General features: G+C 71.8%; 18 protein-coding genes. 7 read left to right on the forward strand and 11 right to left on the reverse strand.

Annotation, left to right across the window (positions count from 1 at the left end):
• Positions 1-36: 36 nt before the first annotated feature.
• From CGL27_RS02060 to CGL27_RS02090, 7 genes are all read right to left on the reverse strand, one after another.
• Positions 37-1,764, reverse strand: coding sequence for an ABC transporter ATP-binding protein (locus CGL27_RS02060; RefSeq protein WP_119984022.1), 1,728 nt, complete (start codon positions 1,762-1,764; stop codon positions 37-39).
• The gene (locus tag CGL27_RS02065; RefSeq protein WP_119984024.1) at positions 1,761-2,585 is read right to left on the reverse strand and encodes an ABC transporter permease; all 825 of its coding nucleotides are present in this window, start codon (positions 2,583-2,585) and stop codon (positions 1,761-1,763) included. Before CGL27_RS02065 ends, CGL27_RS02060 begins: the two co-directional genes overlap by 4 nt.
• Positions 2,582-3,565: an ABC transporter permease gene (locus CGL27_RS02070; RefSeq protein WP_119984026.1), complete on the reverse strand. Its 984-nt coding sequence runs from the start codon at positions 3,563-3,565 to the stop codon at positions 2,582-2,584. The genes CGL27_RS02065 and CGL27_RS02070 overlap by 4 nt, the downstream gene beginning before the upstream one ends.
• Positions 3,562-5,178, reverse strand: a complete 1,617-nt coding sequence (locus CGL27_RS02075; protein WP_119984028.1) for an ABC transporter substrate-binding protein — start codon at positions 5,176-5,178, stop codon at positions 3,562-3,564. Before CGL27_RS02075 ends, CGL27_RS02070 begins: the two co-directional genes overlap by 4 nt.
• Positions 5,171-5,722 (reverse strand): GNAT family N-acetyltransferase, encoded by a 552-nt coding sequence (locus tag CGL27_RS02080; RefSeq protein WP_119984030.1) that lies wholly within the window; start codon positions 5,720-5,722, stop codon positions 5,171-5,173. The genes CGL27_RS02075 and CGL27_RS02080 overlap by 8 nt, the downstream gene beginning before the upstream one ends.
• Positions 5,719-6,894, reverse strand: coding sequence for a PLP-dependent aminotransferase family protein (locus CGL27_RS02085; protein ID WP_119984032.1), 1,176 nt, complete (start codon positions 6,892-6,894; stop codon positions 5,719-5,721). Before CGL27_RS02085 ends, CGL27_RS02080 begins: the two co-directional genes overlap by 4 nt.
• A 77-nt stretch (positions 6,895-6,971) precedes the next feature.
• Positions 6,972-8,348: an FAD-linked oxidase C-terminal domain-containing protein gene (locus CGL27_RS02090; protein ID WP_119984034.1), complete on the reverse strand. Its 1,377-nt coding sequence runs from the start codon at positions 8,346-8,348 to the stop codon at positions 6,972-6,974.
• A gap of 542 nt (positions 8,349-8,890) precedes the next feature.
• Between CGL27_RS02090 and CGL27_RS02095 the strand changes: the two genes are divergently transcribed.
• The 7 genes from CGL27_RS02095 (at position 8,891) to CGL27_RS02125 (ending at position 16,605) form a co-directional block, all read left to right on the forward strand.
• Positions 8,891-9,958 (forward strand): ATP-binding cassette domain-containing protein, encoded by a 1,068-nt coding sequence (locus tag CGL27_RS02095; protein WP_240450321.1) that lies wholly within the window; start codon positions 8,891-8,893, stop codon positions 9,956-9,958.
• Positions 9,955-10,614, forward strand: coding sequence for a methionine ABC transporter permease (locus tag CGL27_RS02100; RefSeq protein WP_119984037.1), 660 nt, complete (start codon positions 9,955-9,957; stop codon positions 10,612-10,614). The genes CGL27_RS02095 and CGL27_RS02100 overlap by 4 nt, the downstream gene beginning before the upstream one ends.
• A gap of 46 nt (positions 10,615-10,660) precedes the next feature.
• Complete coding sequence (locus tag CGL27_RS02105; protein ID WP_119984040.1) at positions 10,661-11,566, forward strand: MetQ/NlpA family ABC transporter substrate-binding protein; 906 nt, start codon at positions 10,661-10,663, stop codon at positions 11,564-11,566.
• Positions 11,563-12,927: an LLM class flavin-dependent oxidoreductase gene (locus tag CGL27_RS02110; RefSeq protein ID WP_119984042.1), complete on the forward strand. Its 1,365-nt coding sequence runs from the start codon at positions 11,563-11,565 to the stop codon at positions 12,925-12,927. The genes CGL27_RS02105 and CGL27_RS02110 overlap by 4 nt, the downstream gene beginning before the upstream one ends.
• Positions 12,924-14,270, forward strand: coding sequence for an NtaA/DmoA family FMN-dependent monooxygenase (locus CGL27_RS02115; protein ID WP_119984044.1), 1,347 nt, complete (start codon positions 12,924-12,926; stop codon positions 14,268-14,270). The genes CGL27_RS02110 and CGL27_RS02115 overlap by 4 nt, the downstream gene beginning before the upstream one ends.
• 124 nt (positions 14,271-14,394) lie before the next feature.
• On the forward strand, positions 14,395-15,480 hold the full coding sequence (locus tag CGL27_RS02120; protein ID WP_119984045.1) for an acyl-CoA dehydrogenase family protein: 1,086 nt from the start codon (positions 14,395-14,397) through the stop codon (positions 15,478-15,480).
• A gap of 78 nt (positions 15,481-15,558) precedes the next feature.
• Positions 15,559-16,605, forward strand: a complete 1,047-nt coding sequence (locus tag CGL27_RS02125; protein ID WP_119984047.1) for an aldo/keto reductase — start codon at positions 15,559-15,561, stop codon at positions 16,603-16,605.
• A gap of 109 nt (positions 16,606-16,714) precedes the next feature.
• Here CGL27_RS02125 and CGL27_RS02130 read toward each other — a convergent pair whose 3' ends face one another.
• The 4 genes from CGL27_RS02130 to CGL27_RS02145 form a co-directional block, all read right to left on the reverse strand.
• Positions 16,715-17,959, reverse strand: coding sequence for a vanadium-dependent haloperoxidase (locus CGL27_RS02130; protein WP_119984049.1), 1,245 nt, complete (start codon positions 17,957-17,959; stop codon positions 16,715-16,717).
• A gap of 85 nt (positions 17,960-18,044) precedes the next feature.
• Positions 18,045-18,818 carry an ABC transporter ATP-binding protein gene (locus CGL27_RS02135; protein WP_119984050.1) on the reverse strand — a complete coding sequence of 258 codons (774 nt, stop codon included), beginning with the start codon at positions 18,816-18,818 and terminating at the stop codon, positions 18,045-18,047.
• On the reverse strand, positions 18,794-19,660 hold the full coding sequence (locus CGL27_RS02140) for an ABC transporter permease (RefSeq protein ID WP_119984052.1): 867 nt from the start codon (positions 19,658-19,660) through the stop codon (positions 18,794-18,796). Before CGL27_RS02140 ends, CGL27_RS02135 begins: the two co-directional genes overlap by 25 nt.
• Positions 19,657-20,718, reverse strand: coding sequence for an ABC transporter substrate-binding protein (locus CGL27_RS02145; protein ID WP_119984054.1), 1,062 nt, complete (start codon positions 20,716-20,718; stop codon positions 19,657-19,659). The genes CGL27_RS02140 and CGL27_RS02145 overlap by 4 nt, the downstream gene beginning before the upstream one ends.
• Between the last annotated feature and the right edge of the window lie 63 nt (positions 20,719-20,781).

Consider the following 20,781-nt stretch of genomic DNA (forward strand, 5'->3'; position numbering starts at 1 on the left):
GCCCGCCGTGGCGGACCGCCGCGAGACGGATACGGTTCACGACGCCCGCAGCTCCTGCCCCGGGAGCGAGGCCAGCAGTTCGCGTGTGTACGGATGGCTCGGTGCCGTGAAGACCTCGTCGACCTCGCCCCGCTCCATGACCCGGCCGTCCTTGAACACCAGGACGCGGTCGGTGAGATGGTGCACCACGCCCAGGTCGTGTGAGATGAAGAGCAGGGAGGTGCCCAGTTCGGCCCGCAGGTCCGCGATCAGGTCGAGCACCTGGGCCTGGATGAGGACGTCCAGGGCGGACACCGGCTCATCGCACACGATGATCTCCGGTTCGCCCATCAGCGCCCGCGCGATCGCCACCCGCTGGCGCTGGCCGCCGGACAGCGACCGGGGCCGGCGGGTGAGGTGGCCGGCGCTCAGACCCACCCGTTCCAGGGCGGCGACGGCCAGGTCGCGCCGCCGGGCGCGGGAATTCTCCCTGTGGATGTTCTCCGCCAGTACCTGGCCCACCGTCCAGCGCGGGTCGAAGGAGCTCAGCGGGTCCTGCGGTACGTACTGGACCAGCCGGCGCGAGGCCCTGCGCTCCCGCTCGGTCAGCGCACTCCAGGGGCGGCCGTGCAGCCGCACCTCGCCGGAGTCCGGCCGGGTGAGGGCGAGCACGATGTCGGCGCAGGTGGTCTTGCCCGAGCCGGACTCCCCGACGATGCCCAGCGCCTCTCCCCGGTGCAGCCGGAAGGACACGTCGTCCAGGGCGGTGAACCGCTGCCGGCCGCCCGTACCGCTCGGGCCGCGCACCGCGTAGGTCTTGGTCAGGCCCCTCGCCTCCAGGACCACGTCGTCACCGGGCCCGGGCGGAAGGCGGCGCACGGTGGCGGATGTCGCGGACGCCGCGGACGTCGCGGACGCCGCAGACGCCGCAGACGCCGCTGTCGCCGGGCGGTCGCCGGTCAGCCGTGCGCCGCGCGAGGCGGCCGTGGGGATCGCCGCCAGCAGTCGTCGGGTGTACGGGGCACTGGGATGCCGCAGCACCTCGCGCGCCGGCCCGTCCTCCACCACCCGGCCGCGCTCCATGACCAGGACGCGGTCGGCGATGTCCGCGACGACGGCCAGGTCATGGCTGATCAGCAGCAGTCCGGTGCCGTCGGTCACCCGATCGGCGAGCACCTGCACGACCTGCCGCTGCACGGTCACGTCCAGTGCCGTGGTCGGCTCGTCCGCGATGATCAGTCGTGGTTCGGCGGCGATGGCGGAGGCGATCAGCGCGCGCTGCCGCAACCCCCCGGACAGTTCGTGCGGATACGCGTCGATCCGCCGTTCGGGGTCCGGCATGCCCACCGCGCGCAAGGTGTCGAGCACCCGGTCCCGCACCCGGCCGCGCGGCTCCAGCCGATGGTGGCGGATGGCCTCGCCGGCCTCCTGGCCCACGGTGCGCAGCGGGTCGAGCGACACCAGCGCGTCCTGCAGGACCAGCCCCGCGAACCGCCCCCGCACGGCCCGCCAGTCCCGCTGGGAGAAGCCGAGCGCGTCCCGGCCGTCCACCCGCAGGGCGGTGGCCGCGGGGATCGCCTCCCGGCCGTTCAGCCCGACGAGGGACCGGGCGGTGACGCTCTTGCCGGAGCCGGACTCCCCGACGATCGCCACGCACTCGCCGGGATGGACGGCGAAGGAGACGTCCTCCACGGCCCGTACGGTCCCCGTACGGCCGCGGAAGGCGACGCTGAGCGAGTCCACCTCGACGAGCGGCCGATGTGCCGCCGCGTCATGTGCGGTCATGGGGTCCTGCCTTCCAGGAGGAGTTGCAGCCTGCGGCCGACGACGGTGAAGGCGATCACCGTCAGGGTCATCGCCAGACCGGGGAAGAGCCCGGCCCACCAGGCGGTACGGAGGATGTCGCGGCCCTCGGAGAGCATCACGCCCCATTCGGGGACCGGGGGCTGCGGTCCGAGGCCGAGGAAGCTCAGCCCGGACACGGCCACGATCGACGTGCCGATGTCGATGGTGGCGATGACGGGCACGGCGGTCAGGACGTTGGGGGCGATGTGGCGCGCCAGGATCCAGCCCCTGCCGCGGCCCTGCACGACGGCGTGGGTGACGTATCCGGCGTCCTTCACCGCCCGGGTCTGTGCACGGATCACCCGGGCGAACTTCGGTACGCCCGAAATGCCGATCGCCACCGCGATGTTGAGGACACCGGGCCCGGTGAAGACCACCACGAGCATCGCCAGCAGCACGCCCGGAAACGCGGAGACCACATCGAACAGCCGCGCCACGGCCTCGTCGGCCGCCCGGCCGGACAGCCCGGCGAGGACACCGGTCAGCAGGCCGAGGACCAGGCTGATGAGCATGGCGGCCACCCCGAGCAGCAGGGAGTAGCGCGCCCCGTGCACCACCCGGGCGAACACGTCCCGGCCCAGCAGGTCGGTGCCGAACCAGTGCCGCGCGCTGGGTGCCCGCAGGGATTCGGGCATTGAGGAGCGCAGCGGGTCGACGTCGCCGAAGAGACCGGGGAAGGCGGCGGCGAGCAGCAGTACCGCGATGAGCGCGGCGCACAGGGCGGTGCCGGTGTGGCGCAGCAGGCCAAGACGTGTGGTCATCGGGTCCTCAGCCTCGGGTCGATGAGCAGGTTGACGATGTCGACGAGCGTGGAGATCACCACGTACGCGAACGCGGCGAGCAGGACGACGGCGAGCACGACCGGCACGTCCTTGTTGGTCACGGCGGTCAGCGTGACGGCGCCGAGCCCCGGACGGCCGAAGACGGTCTCGGTGATGACGGCCCCGCCGAGCAGAGAACCGATCATCCAGCCGCCCAGGTTGATCACCGGCGCCATGGCGTGCTTGAGGGCGTGGCGCAGCCGCACCAGGGTCTCGCCGACACCCCGCGCGCGGACGGTGGTGATGAACGGCTGCTCCAGCGTGGCTTCCAGGGACTCGCGCAGCACCTGCGACAGCAGCCCGGCCATGGGCAGCCCGAGGGTGACGGCGGGCAGCACCAGCGAGGCCGCACCGCTGTCGGCGGTCAGCGGGAACCAGCCCAGGCCGAAGGAGAACACCATCAGCAGCAGAATGCCGAGCCAGTACACCGGCATGGAGGTGGCGACGAGTTCGGCCACGGAGGCGAGCGCGCGCAGCGGTCGGGCCCGGCCCGCCGTGCCGACGGCCACGGCCAGCGCGAGGCCGACAGCCACCCCCGCGGCCGCCAGGGTGAGCTGGACCGTCGGCCACAGCTGGTCGCCGACGACGGAGGCGACCGGCTGCCGCATCGCGTACGAGGTGCCGAGATCACCGTGCGGCAGCCGCCACAGATAGTCGAGGTACTGCACGACCTGCGGCCGGTCCAGGCCCCATTCCGCGGCGACCGCCTCCTGCGCGCCCGGATAGGTCTGGTCGCCCACCAGGATGTCCTCGATCTTCCCCGGCATGGTGTGCAGCACCACATACGCGGTGGTGGCGGCGGCCCACATCACGCCGATGCCGGTGGCGACGCGCGCGGCGGCCCGCCGCAAGGCCACGACGGCGCTGGCTCGGGTTGCCGTGGCGGCGGTGGGCTCCACCGCGGCGGTGGCGGCGCTCATCGGCCGACCCGTATCGCGTAGTTGTTGGCGGGCGAGTCGAGCTGGGTCTCGAAGCCGAGGCCGTGGACCTTGTCGGTGGCGGCGATCTGGTAGTGCGGGGCGAACAGCGGCACGATGTACGCCCGGTCCACGGCGCGCCGCTGGATCCTCGCCAGCAGCGGGCGCCGCTTGTCCAGGTCGGTGGTGGTAAGGGCGCGGTTGATCATGCCGTCGAGCTTTCTGTCGTAGCCGCGGACGTTGCCGTAGAGGAACTCGGTGCTGCCGAGGACCTGTCGCAGCTCCATGCCCGCGTCCAGCGGGTTGAGCGTGTTCGGATAGACGGTCCAGGTGCCGTGGGCCTTCTGGTCGGTGAACTCCCCCGCGGTGTTTATCTTCAGGTCGAGGTCGAGTCCGATGTTCTGTCGCAGCTCGGCCTGGAGCGCCTCGATCAGCACATCGCGGTTGTCGCGCACATACGGCTGGGGGTATCCGACCTCCAGGGTGAGCCGCTTCCCGTGCTTGGTGCGGTAGCCGTCGCTGTCGCGTCCGGTCCATCCGGCCTCGTCCAGCAGTCGGTTGGCCTTCTCGGGGTCGTTGCCCCAGCCTCCCTTCAGCGAGGTGTCGTAGTCGGAGTTGTCGGGGCCTATGTTGGACCAGGCCCGGGACACGGTGCCCCGGTAGACGGCCTTTACGACCGCGTCCAGGTCGGCGCCGTCGCGCAGCGCCCGCCGCACCCGGATGTCGGCGCCCGGGCCCCGGGTGTAGTTGACGTTGAGGGTGAAGGAGGTCTGCCGGGACGGTCCGGTGCGGTACTGGAACCCCTTCGCGTCCTTGAACAGCGGTACGTCCAGGGGCTGTACGCCCTCGATCGCGTCGACCTGTCCGGAGGAGAGGGCCCCCGCGCGGGTGGAGTACTCGGGTAGGAAGCGGTAGGTGACGGTGTTCAGATACGCCGGACCGCGGTGCTCGGAGTAGCCGGGCGGCCAGTCGTAGCGGGGGTTCTTGCGGAAGCATACGGACTGGCCACGGGTGTAGCCGTCGATGGTGAACGGGCCGGTGCCGACGAGCGAGGGGCTCGCGTCGCACAGCGTGTCGCCCTTCTTCAGCGCGGCGGGCGACAGGAAGCCCAGCTTGACGCTGGAGAACGACTCCAGGAGCGAGGAGTCGGGTTTCTTCAGCTCGACCCGCAGCGTGTGCGGGTCGGGCGTGGTGCCGCGCTGGTAGTTGACGAGCAGGCTGGCGGCGTCCGCGGCGTTCGCCGGGTCGGCGACGTAGTCGAGGTTGGCCTTCGCGGCCTTCGCGTCGAAGCGGGTGCCATCGCTGAACGTCACATCGTCGCGGAGCCGGAAGGTGTAGACCGTGCCGCCCTTGGAGATCTTCCAGCGCGTGGCCAGCCAGGGTGCGAAGGTGCCGTCCGGCTTCTTCGAGATGAGGGAGTCGACGTAGTTGCGGATGATGATGAACGCGTTCTGCTGCGTGGAGCGGTGCGGGTCGAAGCACTGCGGCTCGGTGGTGACGCCCCAGGTCAGCGAGGTGCCGGAGGCCGAGGTGCGGGATCCGGCGCCGGAGGGGGCACATCCGGCCAGCAGCAGCGGGGCGATCACGACGGCGGCCAGACGCCGGGGGTCACGCATGGCTCCCCCGCTCCGCACCGCCGGTGGCGGGCAGCCGTTTGGCGAAGCAGACGCTGTACGGGTCGCGGGAGTAGGGCGGATAGGGCGGGATGCGGTACCAGCCCTCGCGTGCGTAGAGGGCGGCGGCCTCAGGCTGCCGGACGCCCGTCTGCAACAGCACCTCCACGACGCCCCGTTCGGCCGCGGACGCCTCGACGGCCGCCAGGGCCGCCGTGGCCAGCCCGCGGCCGCGGTGGTCGGCACGGACGAAGACGCGCTTGATCTCCCACCGGTCGCCGGGCAGCGCGTGCAGTGAGGCCGTCGCCACGGGCTCACCGGGTCCGGTGAAGGCGATCCAGGTGACGGCTATCTCGGCGGCGGCGGGCGGGGGCGGCAGATGCGGACGCGGCCCGTAGGCGGCATAGCGGGGCTTGATCTCCGCGTCCATCAGAGCCCGGAGCTCGGCGGCGGCGGGATGGTCCCAGCCCAGGGCCGCCCAGCGGACGGGTACGTCCGGCGCGAGCGCGGGGGTGGGTGCGGCGGCGGGGGTGGGCGGATGGGTCATCGGGCCGTCTCCGGGTGCAGTGCCTCGGCCAGCCGGCCGACCGCCGTGGCCACGTCGGCCTCGGGCACCGCGCCGATGCCGAGGCGGATGTGGGCAGGGGAGCCGGTTCCGCCGGGCGGGGAGAAGTGGCTGCCGACGCCGAAGTCGGTGCCGAGCGCGTGGGCGCGGGTGCGCGCCGTGTGCAGATCCGGATCGTCGTCCAGCACCTTCGCCCACAGGAACAGCCCGCCCTCCGGCAGGGCGGCCTCGATGCGCCCCGGGAGAGCGGTGTGCAGCGCCGCGTGGAGGGCTCGGGCCCTGCGCCCGTACAGCGCCCGGGCGTCGGCGGTGAGGCGGTCGAACAGGCCGGGCGTGGTCAGCAACCGGGCGGCGATGGCCTGCGTGAAGGTCGAGGAGTGCTGGTCCTGGTTGGCGCGCAGCCGCGTCACCGCCGGCAGCAGCCAGCGCGGACCCACGATCCAGCCGAGGCGCAGGCCGGGGCCGAGGGTCTTGGAGAAGCTGTTGACGCGGACGACCGCGTCGCTTTCCGCGCTCGGCTGCGGTACCTGCTCGCCGGAGAACCGCAGCTCGCGGTAGGGGCTGTCGGCGACGATCGTGAAGCCGTAGGTCTCGGCGAGTTCGACCAGCCGTGTCCGGGCGGGGGCGGGCAGGGTCGCACCGGTGGGGTTGTGGAAGTCGGGCACCGTGTAGAGGACCTTGGGGCGGGCGCCGCCTTCGAGCGCCCGTGCGAGGGCGTCGATGTCGAGGCCGTCCGGTCCGGTGGGGACGGGCAGATACCCGACGTGGGACCGGCCGAGGACGCGCAGCGCGAGGGGGTAGACCGGGTCCTCGACGGCGACCAGGTCGCCGGGGTCGAGCAGCGCGTCGAAGACGAGGGAGAGCGAGTGCAGGGCCCCGTTGGTGACGAGCACCCGCTCCGCGGCGACCCCTTCGTGGCGGCCGATCCACTCGCGCAGCTCCGGTGTCCCCTCCACACCGGAGTACTGGAGCGCATCGGCCGCCGTGGGGCCACCGAGCACGTCGGCGGCGGCCTCGGACAGTTCCTTGACCGGCAGCGCCTCGGCGGCGGGGGTGCCGCTGGTGAGCGGGAGAAAGCCGGGGACTCCGGTCGGGGGCGGGTCGCCGAAGCCGCCCAGGGCGGTGGTGTCGGCACCGCGGCGGGAGAGGGCCATGAGGTGTGTCTCCAGAGAACGGATGGGTGTGTCGGTGGGTGGCCGGAGCGCCTGTCGGCGGGTTCGGCGGGCGGCTTTCAGAGGGCCTTGCCGGGGTTGAGGATGCCGAGCGGGTCGAAGACGGCCTTGATGCCACGCTGGAGGGCGAGTCCGGCCGGGCCGAGTTCGTCCTCCAGCCAACGCCGCTTGGTGACACCCACCCCGTGCTCGCCGGTGATGGTGCCGCCGAGGGCGAGCGCCGCGCGCACCAACTCATCTGCGGCGGCGTCCAGTTCGGGTGGCGCGGGGGCCGTGGCGGCGACTGACTCGGGCACCGGCCGGGAGAGCACGGGGTGCAGATTGCCGTCGGCCGCGTGTGCGACGGACGCGAAGTCCAGCCCGTGCCGTCGCCCGATCCGCTCCCCCTCCTCGTACATCCGCGCCACTTTCGACTTGGGTACGGCGACGTCCTCGCCGACGGTCCACAGCGGGCGGGTGCGGCCGCGTCCGGAACGGCGCAGCTCCCACAGCCGTTCGGCCTCCGCCTCATCGGTGAGCCGGCGCGCGTCCCCGCCGGTGTGGCGCAGCGCCGTGACGATGTCCTCGGCCTCGGCCACGGCGGCGTGTCCGTCGGTCTGCACCAGCAGCAGGACATGGCCGCCGTCGGTGAGCCGGGAGCCGCTGTTCTCGTCGATGTTGCGGAGGCTGGGGTGGTCGATCAGTTCGGCGACCGCCGGGACGACGCCGGTGCGCGAGATCTGCCGCACGCCGTCCAGCGCCGCCCGCACGGAGGGGTAGTACGCGCTGACCGTGGCGGTGGCCACCGGGAGCGGACGCAGCCGCACGGTGGCGCCGACGATCACTCCGAGGGTGCCCTCGGAACCGACGAACAGGGCGGTCAGGTCCAGGCCGGTGACCCCTTTGACGCTGCGGTGGCCGGTGCGCAGTGCGGTTCCGTCGGCGAGCACGACATCGAGCGCCAGCACGGAGTCACGGGTGACGCCGTACTTGGCGGAGCGCAGCCCGCCCGCGTTGGTGGCGATGTTCCCGCCGATGGTGGAGATGGCGTGGCTGGCCGGGTCGGGCGCGTAGTACAGGCCGTGACCGGCGAGCGCGGTGTTGAGATCGGCGTTGATCACCCCGGGCTGGACGACGGCCACCTCGTCCTCGGGCGAGATCTCCACAATGCGGTTCAGCCGTTCGGTGCTGAGCACCAGGCAGCCGCCGACGGCGGTCGCGCCACCGGAAAGGCCGGTGCCCGCGCCGCGGGTCACCACGGGGACGCGATACCGGTGGGCGAGTTTCAGCACGGTGGCGACCTCGGCCGCGTCGCCGGGGAGTACGACGGCGAGCGCCCGGGCCCCGGCCGCTCCGGAGCGGTCGTCGAGGTACGGCAGGACGTCCGCTCCCTCGAGCAGTGGTGCGGAGGTCTCGGCGAGGGCTTGGCGTAGCTCCCGCGGGAACGTGTCGGTCACGGTGGTTTCCTCATGGCGGGCGTGGGCTCTTCGACGCCGACGCAGGCAAGTTGACGACCCGTCATGCGTTACGGCGCACCGAACTACGGCCCCGTACGGGCAGACGGATCACACGCGAGAAACAGAATGGGAGAAGGCGCCCCTGCGGGCAGCCGTCAATGCCTCAACAACACTGCGCGCTCACCACTCGACCGAAGTCGATGTGGTGGCGGTGCACCAGAAGCGTGGAGGCCATGGGCGCCACTCAACACCGGCATTCGTGTACTGGTCAAGTAGCGACCAGCGTGCGCAACGGTGGACGGCCGCCGGGCGCACCGCGCATCTCACCATGCGGTCCGCTGTTGACCTCGGCAGACAGCGGTGTGAGCATCCCATCCCATGTCGCGGACCCTCTTCTGCACGCGCCGCCGCACGGTCGATCACATGGTGATCACCAGTGCCGCCTGTTTCTCCCACTGACTCATTCCCGCTCGGGGCCGGCCCGTCTCCTTCCTTCGGCGCGCCCGCCCGCACCCTCCCCAGAGCGACGAGGAGTACACACGGTGATCCGTGTAGAGAAACTGCACAAGACCTTCGGTACCGGTACCCGTGCGCGGCCGGTACTCCATGACGTCGGCCTGAACATCGCGCAGGGCACCATCGGCGCCGTCGTCGGCCCCAGCGGCGCGGGGAAGAGCACCCTGGCCCGCTGCGTCAATCTGCTCGAACGCCCCACATCCGGGCGGGTCCTGGTGGCCGGAACCGATGTGACGGACCTCCCGGAACGTGAGCTCCGCCATGCGCGGCGGGCCATCGGAACGGTTTTCCAGTCGGCCAATCTGCTGCGTCGGCGTACGGCGGCGGAGAACGTCGCGATGCCACTGAGGTATCTCGGCGTGACCGCGCGGGAGGAGAAGCTCCGCGTCGCCGAACTGCTGGAGCGGGTCGGTCTCACGGACCGGGCCGACTACTACCCGGCCCAGCTCTCCGGTGGCCAGCGCCAACGCGTGGGCATCGCAAGGGCGTTGGCGTTGCGACCCAAGGTGCTGCTGTCCGACGAGGCCACCTCCGGTCTCGACCCCGCCGCCACCCGGTCCGTCCTCGCCCTGCTGCGCGAGCTGCGCACCGACCTGGATCTGGCCATCCTCCTGATCACCCATGAGATGGAGGCGGTCCGCGAAGTGGCGGACACCGCCGCCCTGCTGCGCGAGGGGCGCGTCGTCGAGTCGGGGCCCGTCCACCAGCTGGTGGCCGACCCGCACTCCGCGCTCGGCAACGCGCTGCTTCCCGACCGGCCGGTCTCCTCGGGCCGGCCGGGGCTCGGCACATGGCGGCTCACCTATCAGGGGCACGCGGTGCCCACGGACTGGCTGACGCGGCTCGGTGCGGACCACGGGCTGGACGTCCATCTGCTGTCCGCGACGGTGGAGGAGATCGCCGGGCGGACCGCGGGCCGTGCGACCGTCGCGGTCAGCCACGACCGGGCGGACGAGCTGACCTCCGCCCTGGACGGCTGGGGCATCCACGCCGAACCACTGCCCTGGGACCACGGCGCCCCGGCCGTAGGACCGGCACCCTCCGAATCGGCATCCGAGGCGGTCGCGGAGACGGCCGAGGAGGCGGTCGTATGAGCACCGACCTCGACAAACTCTGGCCGCTGCTCTTCCCTGCGATCGGGCAGACCCTGCAGATGGTCGCGGCGGTCATGCTCATCGTCGTGGCCGTGGGCACTCCGGTGGGCGTGGTGCTCCACAACTCCTCGCCCGGCGCGCTGTTTGCGCACCGGGCCCTGCGGGCCACGCTCAGCTGGGTGGTCAACCTGGGCCGTTCGCTGCCGTTCCTGATCCTGATGGCCGCGATCATTCCGTTCACCCGGTACGTGGCGGGCACGACCATCGGGGTGTCCGCCGCGATCGTGCCCATGTCGCTCGCGGGCATCCCCTACTTCGCACGGCTGGTGGAAACGGCTCTGCGGGAAGTGCCCCGCGAGGCCACCGAAGCGGGGCGCGCCGCGGGTGGCTCAAGCCTTCAGGTGATCGTGTCCGTGCAGCTGGCGGAGGCGCTGCCCGCGCTCGCGGGGAGCCTGACCATCGCGATCGTCGGCATGCTGGAATTCTCCGCCATCGCCGGGACCATCGGGGCCGGTGGCATCGGCTACCTGGCCATCAGCTACGGCTATGAGCGCTTCGACACGACGGTCATGACCGCCACGATCGTCACGCTCGTCGTCATGGTGCAGGTGATCCAGTTCACCGGCGACCGCGTCGTGCGCCATCTGGCCCACTGAGGCCAGTGAGGCCGCCACGGCCCCGAACCTCCATCGAGGAACACCCATGCCTTTCGTCCATGACCACGGCTTCGAGCTGAAGTCCAGACTGCCCCGCCGCCTCGCCGTCACGGCCGCGATCAGCGCCGTCGCCCTCGCCGTCGGCTCGCTGGCCGCCGCGCGGGTGGGCGGCGAGGACCACCCGCCCCTGGGAAAGACCCTGAAGGTCGGCTACAACCAGGGGAGCATTCCGCAGAGCGCCATCGTGAAGTACATCGCCGACAAGGTCGACCGGGACCACGGCATCACGGTCAAGCCGTACCCCGTCAACGACGCCAACCAGGTCAACGGCTCGACCGCGGACGGCAAGCTCGCCGCGAACATCACCCAGCACGCCGAGTGGCTCAAGGTCATCGTGGCCAACGAGGGCTACCAGGCGAAGGCCGTCCAGCCTGTCTTCACCCAGGCGTTCGCCCTCTACTCGCAGAAGTACGGCAGCGTGCGGGAACTCCCGCACGGCGCGCGGATCACCCTGCCCAACGACCCGGCGAACCAGACCCAGGCGCTGCTGGTCCTCCAGAAGGTGGGGCTGATCAAGCTCAAGAAGGAGGTGGACCCGCTCACCGCACAGCTGGGCGACATCGCCGAGAACCCACACGACTTCCACTGGCACGAGGTGTCCCTGGACGCCATCGCCCGGTCCCTCCCGGATGTCGACGCCGCCATCAACTACGCCTACAAGTTCCGGGTCGCCAAGATACCGATCAAGCGGCGCATCCTGCTGCCCCCGGCCGACGAACGCTTCGCCATCCAGCTCGTCGTCGGCAACGCCTACGCCGACGACCCTGCCATCACACGGCTCAAGGCCGCGTTCGCCGACCCCCGGGTGGCCCGGTTCATCAAGCACAGCCTCGACGTGGAGACCCAGCCCGCCAAGATCCCCACCGACCAGCGTCAGCGAGCCGCCCCATGACCCTCTCGTCCGGCAGGCGACACCTGCACCTCAACGTCAACGTCTTCCAGTCCGGGATCTTCGCGGGTGCGTGGCGCGCCCCCGACGGCGACCCGCGCGCCGCCTTCTCCCTCGACCACTACATCACCACCGCCCGCATCGCCGAGGCCGCGAAGCTCGACGCCGTCTTCCTCGCCGACACCCCCGTCCTCACCCCCGACATCGCCCACCGCCCCGAATATGCCCTGGAACCCACCGTGATCCTGGCCGGGATCGCGGCCCACACCAGCCGAATCGGCCTCATCGCCACCGCCTCCACCAGCTACAACGAGCCCTACAACATCGCCCGCCGGTTCGCCGCGCTGGACCACCTCAGCCGGGGCCGTGCCGGGTTCAACGCGGTGACCACGGCCGGTCCCGCCGCCGCTCGCAACTTCGGTCTCGACCAGGCGCCCGCCCACCGCGACCGCTACCGGCGCGCCGCCGAGTTCGTCGGCGTCCTCGGCGCACTGTGGGACAGCTGGGACGACGACGCGCTCATCGGGGACCCCGCGCGCGGTGTGTTCGCCGACCCGGCCCGTATCCACGCCATCGACCACCGGGGCGAGTTCTTCCGCGTCCGGGGGCCGCTGAACACCCCGCGATCGCCGCAGGGCCGCCCCGTCCTCGTCCAGGCGGGCGGATCGCCCGACGGCATCGAACTCGCCGCCGGACACGCCGAGGCCGTCTTCAGCGCCGCCCAGACCCTCGAGGAGGGCAAGACGTACTACCGGGCCGTCAAGTCCCGCGCCGCCGCGCTCGGCCGCGACCCCGACGGGATCGTGGTGCTGCCCGGCCTGTCGACGGTGGTCGCCGCCACCCGCGACGAGGCGCTGGAGCGGCTGAACAGCCTCCAGGACCTCATCCCGCTCCGCTACGGCCTGGACCGGCTGGCCGCCCTCCTCGGCATCGACGCCGACGCCCTCAACCCGGACGCGGAGCTGCCGTGGGACCTCATCGGCCCCGCCGGGAACGTCCAGGGGCTGCAGACCTTCTTCACGGTCACCACCGACCTCGCCCGGCGCGAGCGACTGACCGCCCGGCAGCTGATCCGGCGGCTCGGCGGCGGACTCGGACATCGCGTCGTCGCGGGCGGCCCGGCCGATATCGCCGACACCATCGAGGAGTGGTTCACCTCAGGAGCGGCCGACGGCTTCAATCTGATGCCCGACGTGCTCCCCAGCGGCCTCACGGCCTTCGCCGAACACGTCATCCCCGAGCTGCGCCGCCGGGGGCTGTTCCGGGACGAGTACGCGGGCGCCACGCTGCGCGACCACTTCGGTCTGGCCCGGCCGCCGGTCGCCCGGCACACACCCGACACGGCGGAGGTTCTGGTCCGATGACACGCCGACTCAGTCTGCTGGTGAACATCACCGGCGTCGGAAACCACCCCGGGGCCTGGACCCTGCCCGGCCGGGCTCCGGACGCCTACGTCGACCCGGACCACCATCTGCGGGTGGCCCGTACCGCCGAGCGCGGCGCCCTCGACGGGGTGTTCCTGGCCGACATCCCCGCCCTCCACGGCGACATCGGCCAGGGCCCCGGGCAGGGCCTGGAACCCTCGATGCTGCTGACCTACCTCGCGGCCGCCACCGAGCGCATCGGGGTCGTCTTCACCGGGTCCACCACCTTCAACGAGCCCTACAACCTCGCCCGCCGGGTCCTCTCGCTCGACCACGCCTCGCGGGGGCGCGCCGGATGGAACGCGGTCGCCACCTTCTTCCCCGGGGCGGCGCGGAACTTCGGTCTCGACACCGTGCCCGACCCCGGCACCCGCTACCGCCGGGCGGAGGAGTTCATCGGCCTGGTGCACCGGCTGTGGGATTCCTGGGAGGACGGCGCGCTCATCGCGGACACCGGCGGCGCGCGCTTCGCCGACCCCGACCGGATTCACTCCGCCGGCCACACCGGCGAGTTCTTCGACGTCGCGGGGCCGCTCAATGTGCCGCGCTCCCCGCAGGGCCGTCCCGTGACGGTGCAGGCCGGGGCCTCGCCACAGGGCGTGGCCCTCGCGGGACGCTTCGCCGAGGCCGTCTACACCCCGCTCCTCGACCACGAGGCGGCGCGCGACTACCGCGCCCGGCTCGCCGGACAGGCGCGGCGCTACGGACGTGACCTGTCCGGCATCCGGCTGCTTCCCGGCCTCACCCCGGTGATCGGCAGCACGGAGGCGGAGGCCCGCGCGCGCTTCGCCGCGCTGGAGGCGGGCGTACACCAGGACGCGCGGCAGCTCGCCCGGGTGGCCCGTACCCTCGGCCTCGACCCCGCCACCACCGACCCCGAAGCCCCGCTGACGGAGGCCCAGTTGTCGGGGCTACCGCCTGACCGGCTGCCCACCGGGTTCTTCCGCACCCATGCCGAGATCGCCCGTCGTGAGGGATTGTCCCTGGCCGGGCTCGCCGCCCGCACCATCGGCGGCCACCGGTCGGTCGTCGGCACCCCCGAACGAATCGCGGACGACATCACCGACTGGTGGTCGGCCGGTCTGGTGGACGGCTTCACCCTGCTGCCCGACGCACTGCCCGACGGCCTGGACACCTTCGTCGACCACGTCGTGCCGATCCTGCGGGAACGCGGCGTCTTCCGCCACGCTTACACGGGCACGACCCTCCGCGACCACCTGGGACTCCCCGTACCGGCACCGTCATACGATTCCTCCGATCGGAAAGGGGCCACGGCCCGATGAACACCACCACGGCCCCACGGACCGTCACGGTAGGGGAAGTCCTCGACCGGGTACCGGAGTTGACCGCCTCGCTCTGCGTCGACACGGCGCGCCGCGAGGCCGAGCGGAACTGCCGTACGGGTCCATGGACGCGGTGCGGACCAGTGCCATCGGATGTCTGCGGGTCCCGGCGGCGTACGGCGGCCCGGGGGCGAGCCTCGTGGACGTCTTCCGGGCCGTCATCGACCTCGCGGAGGCCGACTCCAATGTGGCACAGGCGCTCCGCCCGCACTTCGGTTTCATCGAGAAGCTCATCAGCGACGGTGGGAAGGAAGACCGCGAGCGGTGGTTCGCCGCGGCGCTGGCGGGTGAACTCTTCGGCAACGCCACCGGGGAGACCACCGCCAAGCACCCCGGCGACATCCACACCGCGCTGGTGCCCGACGGCGACCGCTACCGGCTGAGCGGCACGAAGTACTACAGCACCGGCAGCCTGTTCGCCGACTGGGTGGTCATCGCCGCGAAGAACCACCTCGACCAGCGCGTCCGCGTCGTACTCCCCCACGACCGCCCCGGGCTGCGGCTGATCGACGACTGGGACGGCATGGGCCAGCGCATGACGGCGAGCGGCACCACGGAGCTGGACGACGTGGAGGTGTTCCCGCATGAGGTCGTCGTGGACGAGGCCGTGGGAGTGCGCCGGACCCATCTCGGCGCGTACCACCAGCTCTTCCTCGCCGCCGTGGAGACCGGCATCGCCAAGAACGCGGTCCGCGACGCGATCGGCTACGCGCGCGACCGGGCCCGCGCGGTCCGGCACAGCGGCGTCGACCACGCGGTCCAGGACCCGTTCGTGCAGCACACCGTGGGCGAGATCGCGGCGCTCGGGTACGGGGCCGAGGCCACCGTGCTGCGCGCGGCCGCCGCCATCGACCGTGCCCTCGCCGGCCCCTGCGGCGAGGACGGCATCGCGGGCGGCGAACCGGCGCTCGCCGAGGCGGCCACCGAGGTGGCGCAGGCGCAGGTGGTCGCCGCCCAGGCGGCCCTGCGAGCCGCGGAGCGGCTGTACGACGTGGGCGGGGCCTCGGCCACCCGGCGCGAGTTCAACTTCGACCGCCACTGGCGTAACGCCCGCACCCTGGTCAGCCACAATCCGATCGCTCACAAGGCACGTGTGGTGGGCGACTACCTCCTCAACGCCGAACCACCGCCGCTGACGGGGTTCTTCTGACGATCTCCTCGGCGGGTGCCTTGCCCCCTGAACGTCCCGAAAGCGAACGTCCCGAAAGCGAAGGAAGACACCGAAGAGATGACCACGTACCGCACCCTCGGCCGCACCGGCGTGAAGGTCAGCCCTCTGACGCTCGGCGCGATGAACTTCGGCGCCTGGGCCAACCGTGACCACGACGACGCCATCGAGATCATCCACCAGGCCCTTGACGCGGGGATCAACGTCATCGACACCGCCGACGTGTACTCCCAGGGCGAGAACGAGGAGATCGTCGGCAAGGCGCTCGCGGACGGCCGCCGCGAGGAGGTGTTCCTCGCGACCAAGTTCCACGGCCAGATCGGCGACAACCCGAATCACCAGGGCAACTCACGTCGCTGGATCTACCGGGCCGTCGAGGACAGCCTGCGCCGCCTGGGCACCGATTACATCGACCTCTACCAAGCCCACCGACCCGACCCCGCCACCGACTTCGACGAGACGCTCGGCGCACTCGACGACCTCGTACGGCAGGGCAAGATCCGTTACTTCGGCACCACGACCTTCGAACCCCACCAGATCGTCGAGGGCCAGTGGATCGCCGAGCGTCTGCGCCTCCGGCGTCCCGTCACCGAGCAGCCCCCGTACTCCATCCTGGCCCGGGCGGCGGAGCGTGCGGTGCTGCCCGTCGCCGAGCGGTACGGGCTGGGTGTCCTGCCGTGGAGCCCGCTGGCCGGTGGCTGGTTGTCCGGTCGCTACCGCAAGGGGGACACGGCACACGCCGTGTCCAGCCGTCTGGAGCGCCAGCCGCACCGGCACGATCCGGAGCTGGCGGCCAACCAGCGCAAGCGCGAGGCGGCGGAACAGCTCGCCGAGCTGGCCGACGAGGCGGGCCTGTCGCTGATCCACCTGTCGCTGGCGTTCGTGCTGGAGCACCCGGCCGTGTCGACGGTGATCATCGGCCCGCGCACCCAGGAGCATCTGACGAGCCAGCTCGGCGCCGCGGACGTCCGTCTCTCACCGGACGTGCTCGACCGGATCGACGAGATCGTGTCGCCCGGCACCACGATCAGCCCGGCCGACGAGGGCTACCAGCCCCCGTCGCTCACCGACCCGGCCACCCGCCGCCGTCCGGCCGCGCGCGACTGATCCCGCACACCGGTACCCGAGCGGACGCCGGAAAGCTCGCCGCCCCCGTTGCCCCGGCCCGACCGGTGGCGACGGGGGCGGAAACGCGAGCGCCGCCCGTTTCGCGGGCTCAGCGCAGGAGCCGGCCGGAGGCGCGCAGGACGTACCCGGCCACCTTCTCACCGAGGGTGACTCCGGCCTCGTCGGCGGAGCGGGTGTGGATGCCCGAGAAGATCCGCGCGCCGAGGTTCTCCGCCGTCAGCTGATGCCAGTCCGTGTACGTACGGGTGACCCCCGGCGCGGTGGGGCTGGTCAGCTCGAACGGCGCGGTGCGCGGGCCGGTGAGCGCGGACAGTATCTCCTCCGCCGCACCCGCGTAGGTGTTGTGACCGCTCGGATAGTCCGGGTGCGCCGGTGTGTTGTGCAGCGGCGTCCAGTCGGGGTCGGTGCCGATGGCACCGGTGCGGATGGCGGTGACCGGACGCCAGCGCAGATACGCGTACTTGGAGTCGGAGGTCGCGATCTGCGTGTCCACCGACGCGATGTGGAACAGCGCCACCAGCTTCGCCCGCTCCTCCACCGACCCGGCGGTGCGGGACAGGGCGACCCGCAGCGGCTCGGTGTAGAGGGTCAGCGAGGAGCCGTACCAGAAGTTCGCGGTCTCCGTCTGGTGGGCGGTGCGCCGGGTGCTGTCCGCCGCACCGTAGGCACGCACTTCGGCCAGGTCAGAACGGTACCGCCGGGAGTCCAGCGCCGGCGGCGGTCCGAGCCGGAACTGGTCGGGGGCTGCCAGCGCGAACGGCCGGGCGACGCGGTTTCCGTACTGCGTGGCGGGGGCGTACCCGGGCGGCGTCGGCTGCCAGACGCCGGGGGCGGCCGGAGGCACGGTGAACGGGGCGTCGACCGACGCCGGGTCCAGGCCGTCGCCCTCGCGGGACGCGAGGACGGACCGGGCCTCCCGCTCACCTGCCGCCACGCCCCGGTCCTCGGTCGGGCCGTCCGGGATCCCGTCGAGGGTACGGCGGAACGCGGCGTCCAACTGCTCGGTGCGTGTCGGCACGAGGGCGACCAGGGAGCTGTGCACCGCGGAGGCCAGCGCCGCGTCCTGATAGTCGCCCCGATCGACGCCCGTGGGCACCTCGCGGCCGGCCCGTGCGCCGGCCAGCCAGCTCACCGCCCACGTGCGACTGTTGGTCACCTGGGTCGGCGCTCCGGCCGCCGCGATCGTCCGGGCCGTGATGTCGTACCAGTCGAGCACCACCGGTGGACGGGGCTCGGCGGGCGCGGCGACGGCGGTCGGGCCCACGGCCGAGGCGGCCAGCAGCGACGCGGCTGCGAGGGCGAGCATCAACGGTCGGGTGGCTATCGGACTCATCAGCAACTCCTCATTCGCCGGGACATGCGAAAAACTCAGTCGGGATGCGCACGGGGACCGTCGTGACCGGACCCGGTCGGCCCGGTCACGCCGTACCCGTCTCCGCCCGCTCGATGGGCGGGTCCACGCCCAGCCGGGCGAGCAGTCGCTCGCGCAGCGCGGCGTACTCGGGACCGGCGGGTCGACGCGGTGCCGGAACGTCCACGGCGAGGTCGGCGGCGATCCGGCCCCCGTCCAGGACCACGACCCGGTCGGCGAGTGCGATCGCCTCGTCCACGTCGTGGGTGACCAGCAGCACGGCGGGACGGTGCCGCTCGTACAGGCGGGCCAGAAGAGTGTGCATACGGGTCCTGGTGAGCGCGTCGAGCGCGCCGAACGGCTCGTCCGCGAGGAGCAGTTCGGGCTCACGCACCAGGGAGCGGGCGAGCGAGACCCGTTGCTGCTCACCGCCTGACAGCTCCACCGGCCAGGCGTCCTCCCGTCCGGCCAGACCCACCTCGGCGAGCGCGGTGCGTGCCCGCTCCTCGGCGTCCGCGCCCGTGAGCCCCAGTGCGACATTGGCCAGCACCCGTTTCCACGGCAGCAGCCGGGCGTCCTGGAAGACCATCGACACATGGGCGGGCGCGCTCAGTACGCCTTCGCCGCCGGCGTCGTGGTCGACTCCGGCGAGCGCCCGCAGCACGGTGCTCTTGCCTGAGCCGCTGCGGCCGAGCATGGCCACGAACTCCCCGGCGCGCAGGCTCAGATCGAGCCCGTCCAGCACCTTGCGCGTGCCGAAGGCCCGTACGAGCCCCTCGATGCGGACGGCCGCCCCGGCTTCCGGGGTGGTGACTATCAGCCCGCCAGCGTGCGTCGCCATGACAGGGCCCTCCTCTCCACGAGCCGTACCAGTCCGTCGGAGAGCAGCCCCAGAAGCCCGTAGACGACGAGACCGACGATGATGATGTCGGTCTGCCCGTACGTCCGGGCGAGCCCCATCATGTAGCCGATCCCGCTGGTGGCGTTGACCTGTTCGACGACGGCCAGGGCCAGCCAGGCGGCGGTCACGGCGAAGCGCATCCCGAGGAGGAAGCCGGGCAGCGCGCCCGGCAGCACGATGTGCAGCAGGAAGCGCGGGCGGCTCAGCCCCAGCGTCTCGGCGAGTTCGACGTACCGGCTGTCGATGGTGCGCAGCGCGTTGTGGGTGTGGATGTAGACCGGGACGAGGGCACCGAGGGCGATCGTGATGACCTTCATGGACTCCCCGATGCCGAACCACAGGATCAGCAACGGGATGAGAGCGAGGGAGGGAATGCTTCGTTTGATCTGCACCGGGCCGTCGATCACCCCCTCGCCGAGCCTGCTGAGCCCCGCGATCAGCGCCAGCACGAGCCCGGCGGCCGTCCCGTACGCCAGTCCGGACAGGGCCCGCACGGCGGAGGTCCACACGTTGGACTGGAGCCTGCCGTCCGCGATGAGGTCACCGGCCGTGGTCACCACCGTCCAGGGGGCGGACAGGTTGCGCGCGTCGATGAGGCCGGTGGCCGATCCGGCCGACCAGACCGCGAGCAGCAGAACGGGGCCGATCGCCCTGCCGTACGGGATGGGCCGGCCGGGGCCGAGGCGGCGGCGCACCCGCCCGCGCCGGACGCTCCGGGGCGCCGGGGCGTCTTTTGCCGTCGTGACGAGGGACAGCCGCTCGCCGGTGGTGTCCGTGCTCATCGCGGCTTCCCCGTTTCCGCGACCGCGTCGGCGGCAACAGACTCGTACCGGCGGTCGAAGAGGACTCCCGCGTCGAACTTCTCCTGGCCCGTCTCCTTCGCCAGCAGGTCGACGGTCTTCTGCTGGCGTGCGATGGCCGGCGTCCAGTCCGCCGGAATGTCCGGGTGGCCGGCCTGCTCGACCAGGTATGCCCCGTCCGTGCGAGTGAGACCCTGGTCCTTGACGTAATAGCCGTCGATCCACTGCCTGGGGTGCTGGTCGATCCAGACCTCCGACCGCGCCCAGAATGTGATGAACTCCCGGATGGCCGCGGCCTTCTGCGGATCACTCACGGACTCGGTCGGCGCCCACAGATGCGCGGGATCGTCGCGCAGGCCGTGCCGGATGGTCTTCCCGCCGTCCTTGCCGTACTTCGCCGGATAGCGCTTGATGTTGACACCGCCGAGGGGCGCGACATCCACCTGACGGCTGCCGAGCGCGGTCGGATACACATCCCCGGTGCTGGGCAGCTCGACCAGGTGCACATCGTTCTTGGTGAGCCCCGCCTTGGCCAGGACGCGCAACACGAGCGCGCCCTGGGCCTGCCCCGGGCTGTAGGCGATCTTCTTGCCGCGCAGGTCCGCCAGGGTGTCGACGTCCGCGCCGGGAGCGATTCCGAGCTCGTAGACGGGGTGCTGCAACGGGTCCTTGCGGAATTCCGCCGCCACGAGCTTTGTATCGAGACCGGTCCAGTGGGCGTGTATCGACGGGATCTCCGCCGACGAGCACAGATCGAGGGAATGCGCACGGAAGGCCTCCGAGCACTGCGGACCGCCGCTGATATTGGCCCACTTGACCTTGAAGGGCAGCTTGTCGATCTGCCCCGAGAGCTTCAGTGCCACCTGTGTGTCCGGCGCACCGACCGTAATCGACGTATTCGCCTTCACCTTCTCCGGAATCTTGATATGGGCGAGGTTCTTACTATCGGCAGTGGTCGATGAGGTGGTGTTCACTGTGCAGCCGACCAGCAATGAGGTGCAGGTCAGAGCGGTCAGGATGAGCGGGGCGTGCCTGGGCATACGGGTTCCCGGGTGCAGGGCGTACGGCATCGGCGCGTACGGAAGTCAATTGATGTCGCGGGG

It is taken from the genome of Streptomyces sp. 11-1-2, from assembly GCF_003595545.1.
Lineage (GTDB): Bacteria > Actinomycetota > Actinomycetes > Streptomycetales > Streptomycetaceae > Streptomyces > Streptomyces hygroscopicus_B.

Coding starts and splice junctions, on each gene's coding strand:
- CGL27_RS02120 (WP_119984045.1), top strand. CDS start 14,395: ATGGACGCGGTGCGGACCAGTGCCATCGGATGTCTGCGGGTCCCGGCG.
- CGL27_RS02070 (WP_119984026.1), bottom strand. CDS start 3,565: ATGAGCGCCGCCACCGCCGCGGTGGAGCCCACCGCCGCCACGGCAACC.
- CGL27_RS02115 (WP_119984044.1), top strand. CDS start 12,924: ATGACACGCCGACTCAGTCTGCTGGTGAACATCACCGGCGTCGGAAAC.
- CGL27_RS02105 (WP_119984040.1), top strand. CDS start 10,661: ATGCCTTTCGTCCATGACCACGGCTTCGAGCTGAAGTCCAGACTGCCC.
- CGL27_RS02085 (WP_119984032.1), bottom strand. CDS start 6,894: ATGGCCCTCTCCCGCCGCGGTGCCGACACCACCGCCCTGGGCGGCTTC.
- CGL27_RS02145 (WP_119984054.1), bottom strand. CDS start 20,718: ATGCCCAGGCACGCCCCGCTCATCCTGACCGCTCTGACCTGCACCTCA.
- CGL27_RS02080 (WP_119984030.1), bottom strand. CDS start 5,722: ATGACCCATCCGCCCACCCCCGCCGCCGCACCCACCCCCGCGCTCGCG.
- CGL27_RS02130 (WP_119984049.1), bottom strand. CDS start 17,959: ATGAGTCCGATAGCCACCCGACCGTTGATGCTCGCCCTCGCAGCCGCG.
- CGL27_RS02065 (WP_119984024.1), bottom strand. CDS start 2,585: ATGACCACACGTCTTGGCCTGCTGCGCCACACCGGCACCGCCCTGTGC.
- CGL27_RS02060 (WP_119984022.1), bottom strand. CDS start 1,764: ATGACCGCACATGACGCGGCGGCACATCGGCCGCTCGTCGAGGTGGAC.
- CGL27_RS02140 (WP_119984052.1), bottom strand. CDS start 19,660: ATGAGCACGGACACCACCGGCGAGCGGCTGTCCCTCGTCACGACGGCA.
- CGL27_RS02125 (WP_119984047.1), top strand. CDS start 15,559: ATGACCACGTACCGCACCCTCGGCCGCACCGGCGTGAAGGTCAGCCCT.
- CGL27_RS02110 (WP_119984042.1), top strand. CDS start 11,563: ATGACCCTCTCGTCCGGCAGGCGACACCTGCACCTCAACGTCAACGTC.
- CGL27_RS02100 (WP_119984037.1), top strand. CDS start 9,955: ATGAGCACCGACCTCGACAAACTCTGGCCGCTGCTCTTCCCTGCGATC.
- CGL27_RS02135 (WP_119984050.1), bottom strand. CDS start 18,818: ATGGCGACGCACGCTGGCGGGCTGATAGTCACCACCCCGGAAGCCGGG.
- CGL27_RS02075 (WP_119984028.1), bottom strand. CDS start 5,178: ATGCGTGACCCCCGGCGTCTGGCCGCCGTCGTGATCGCCCCGCTGCTG.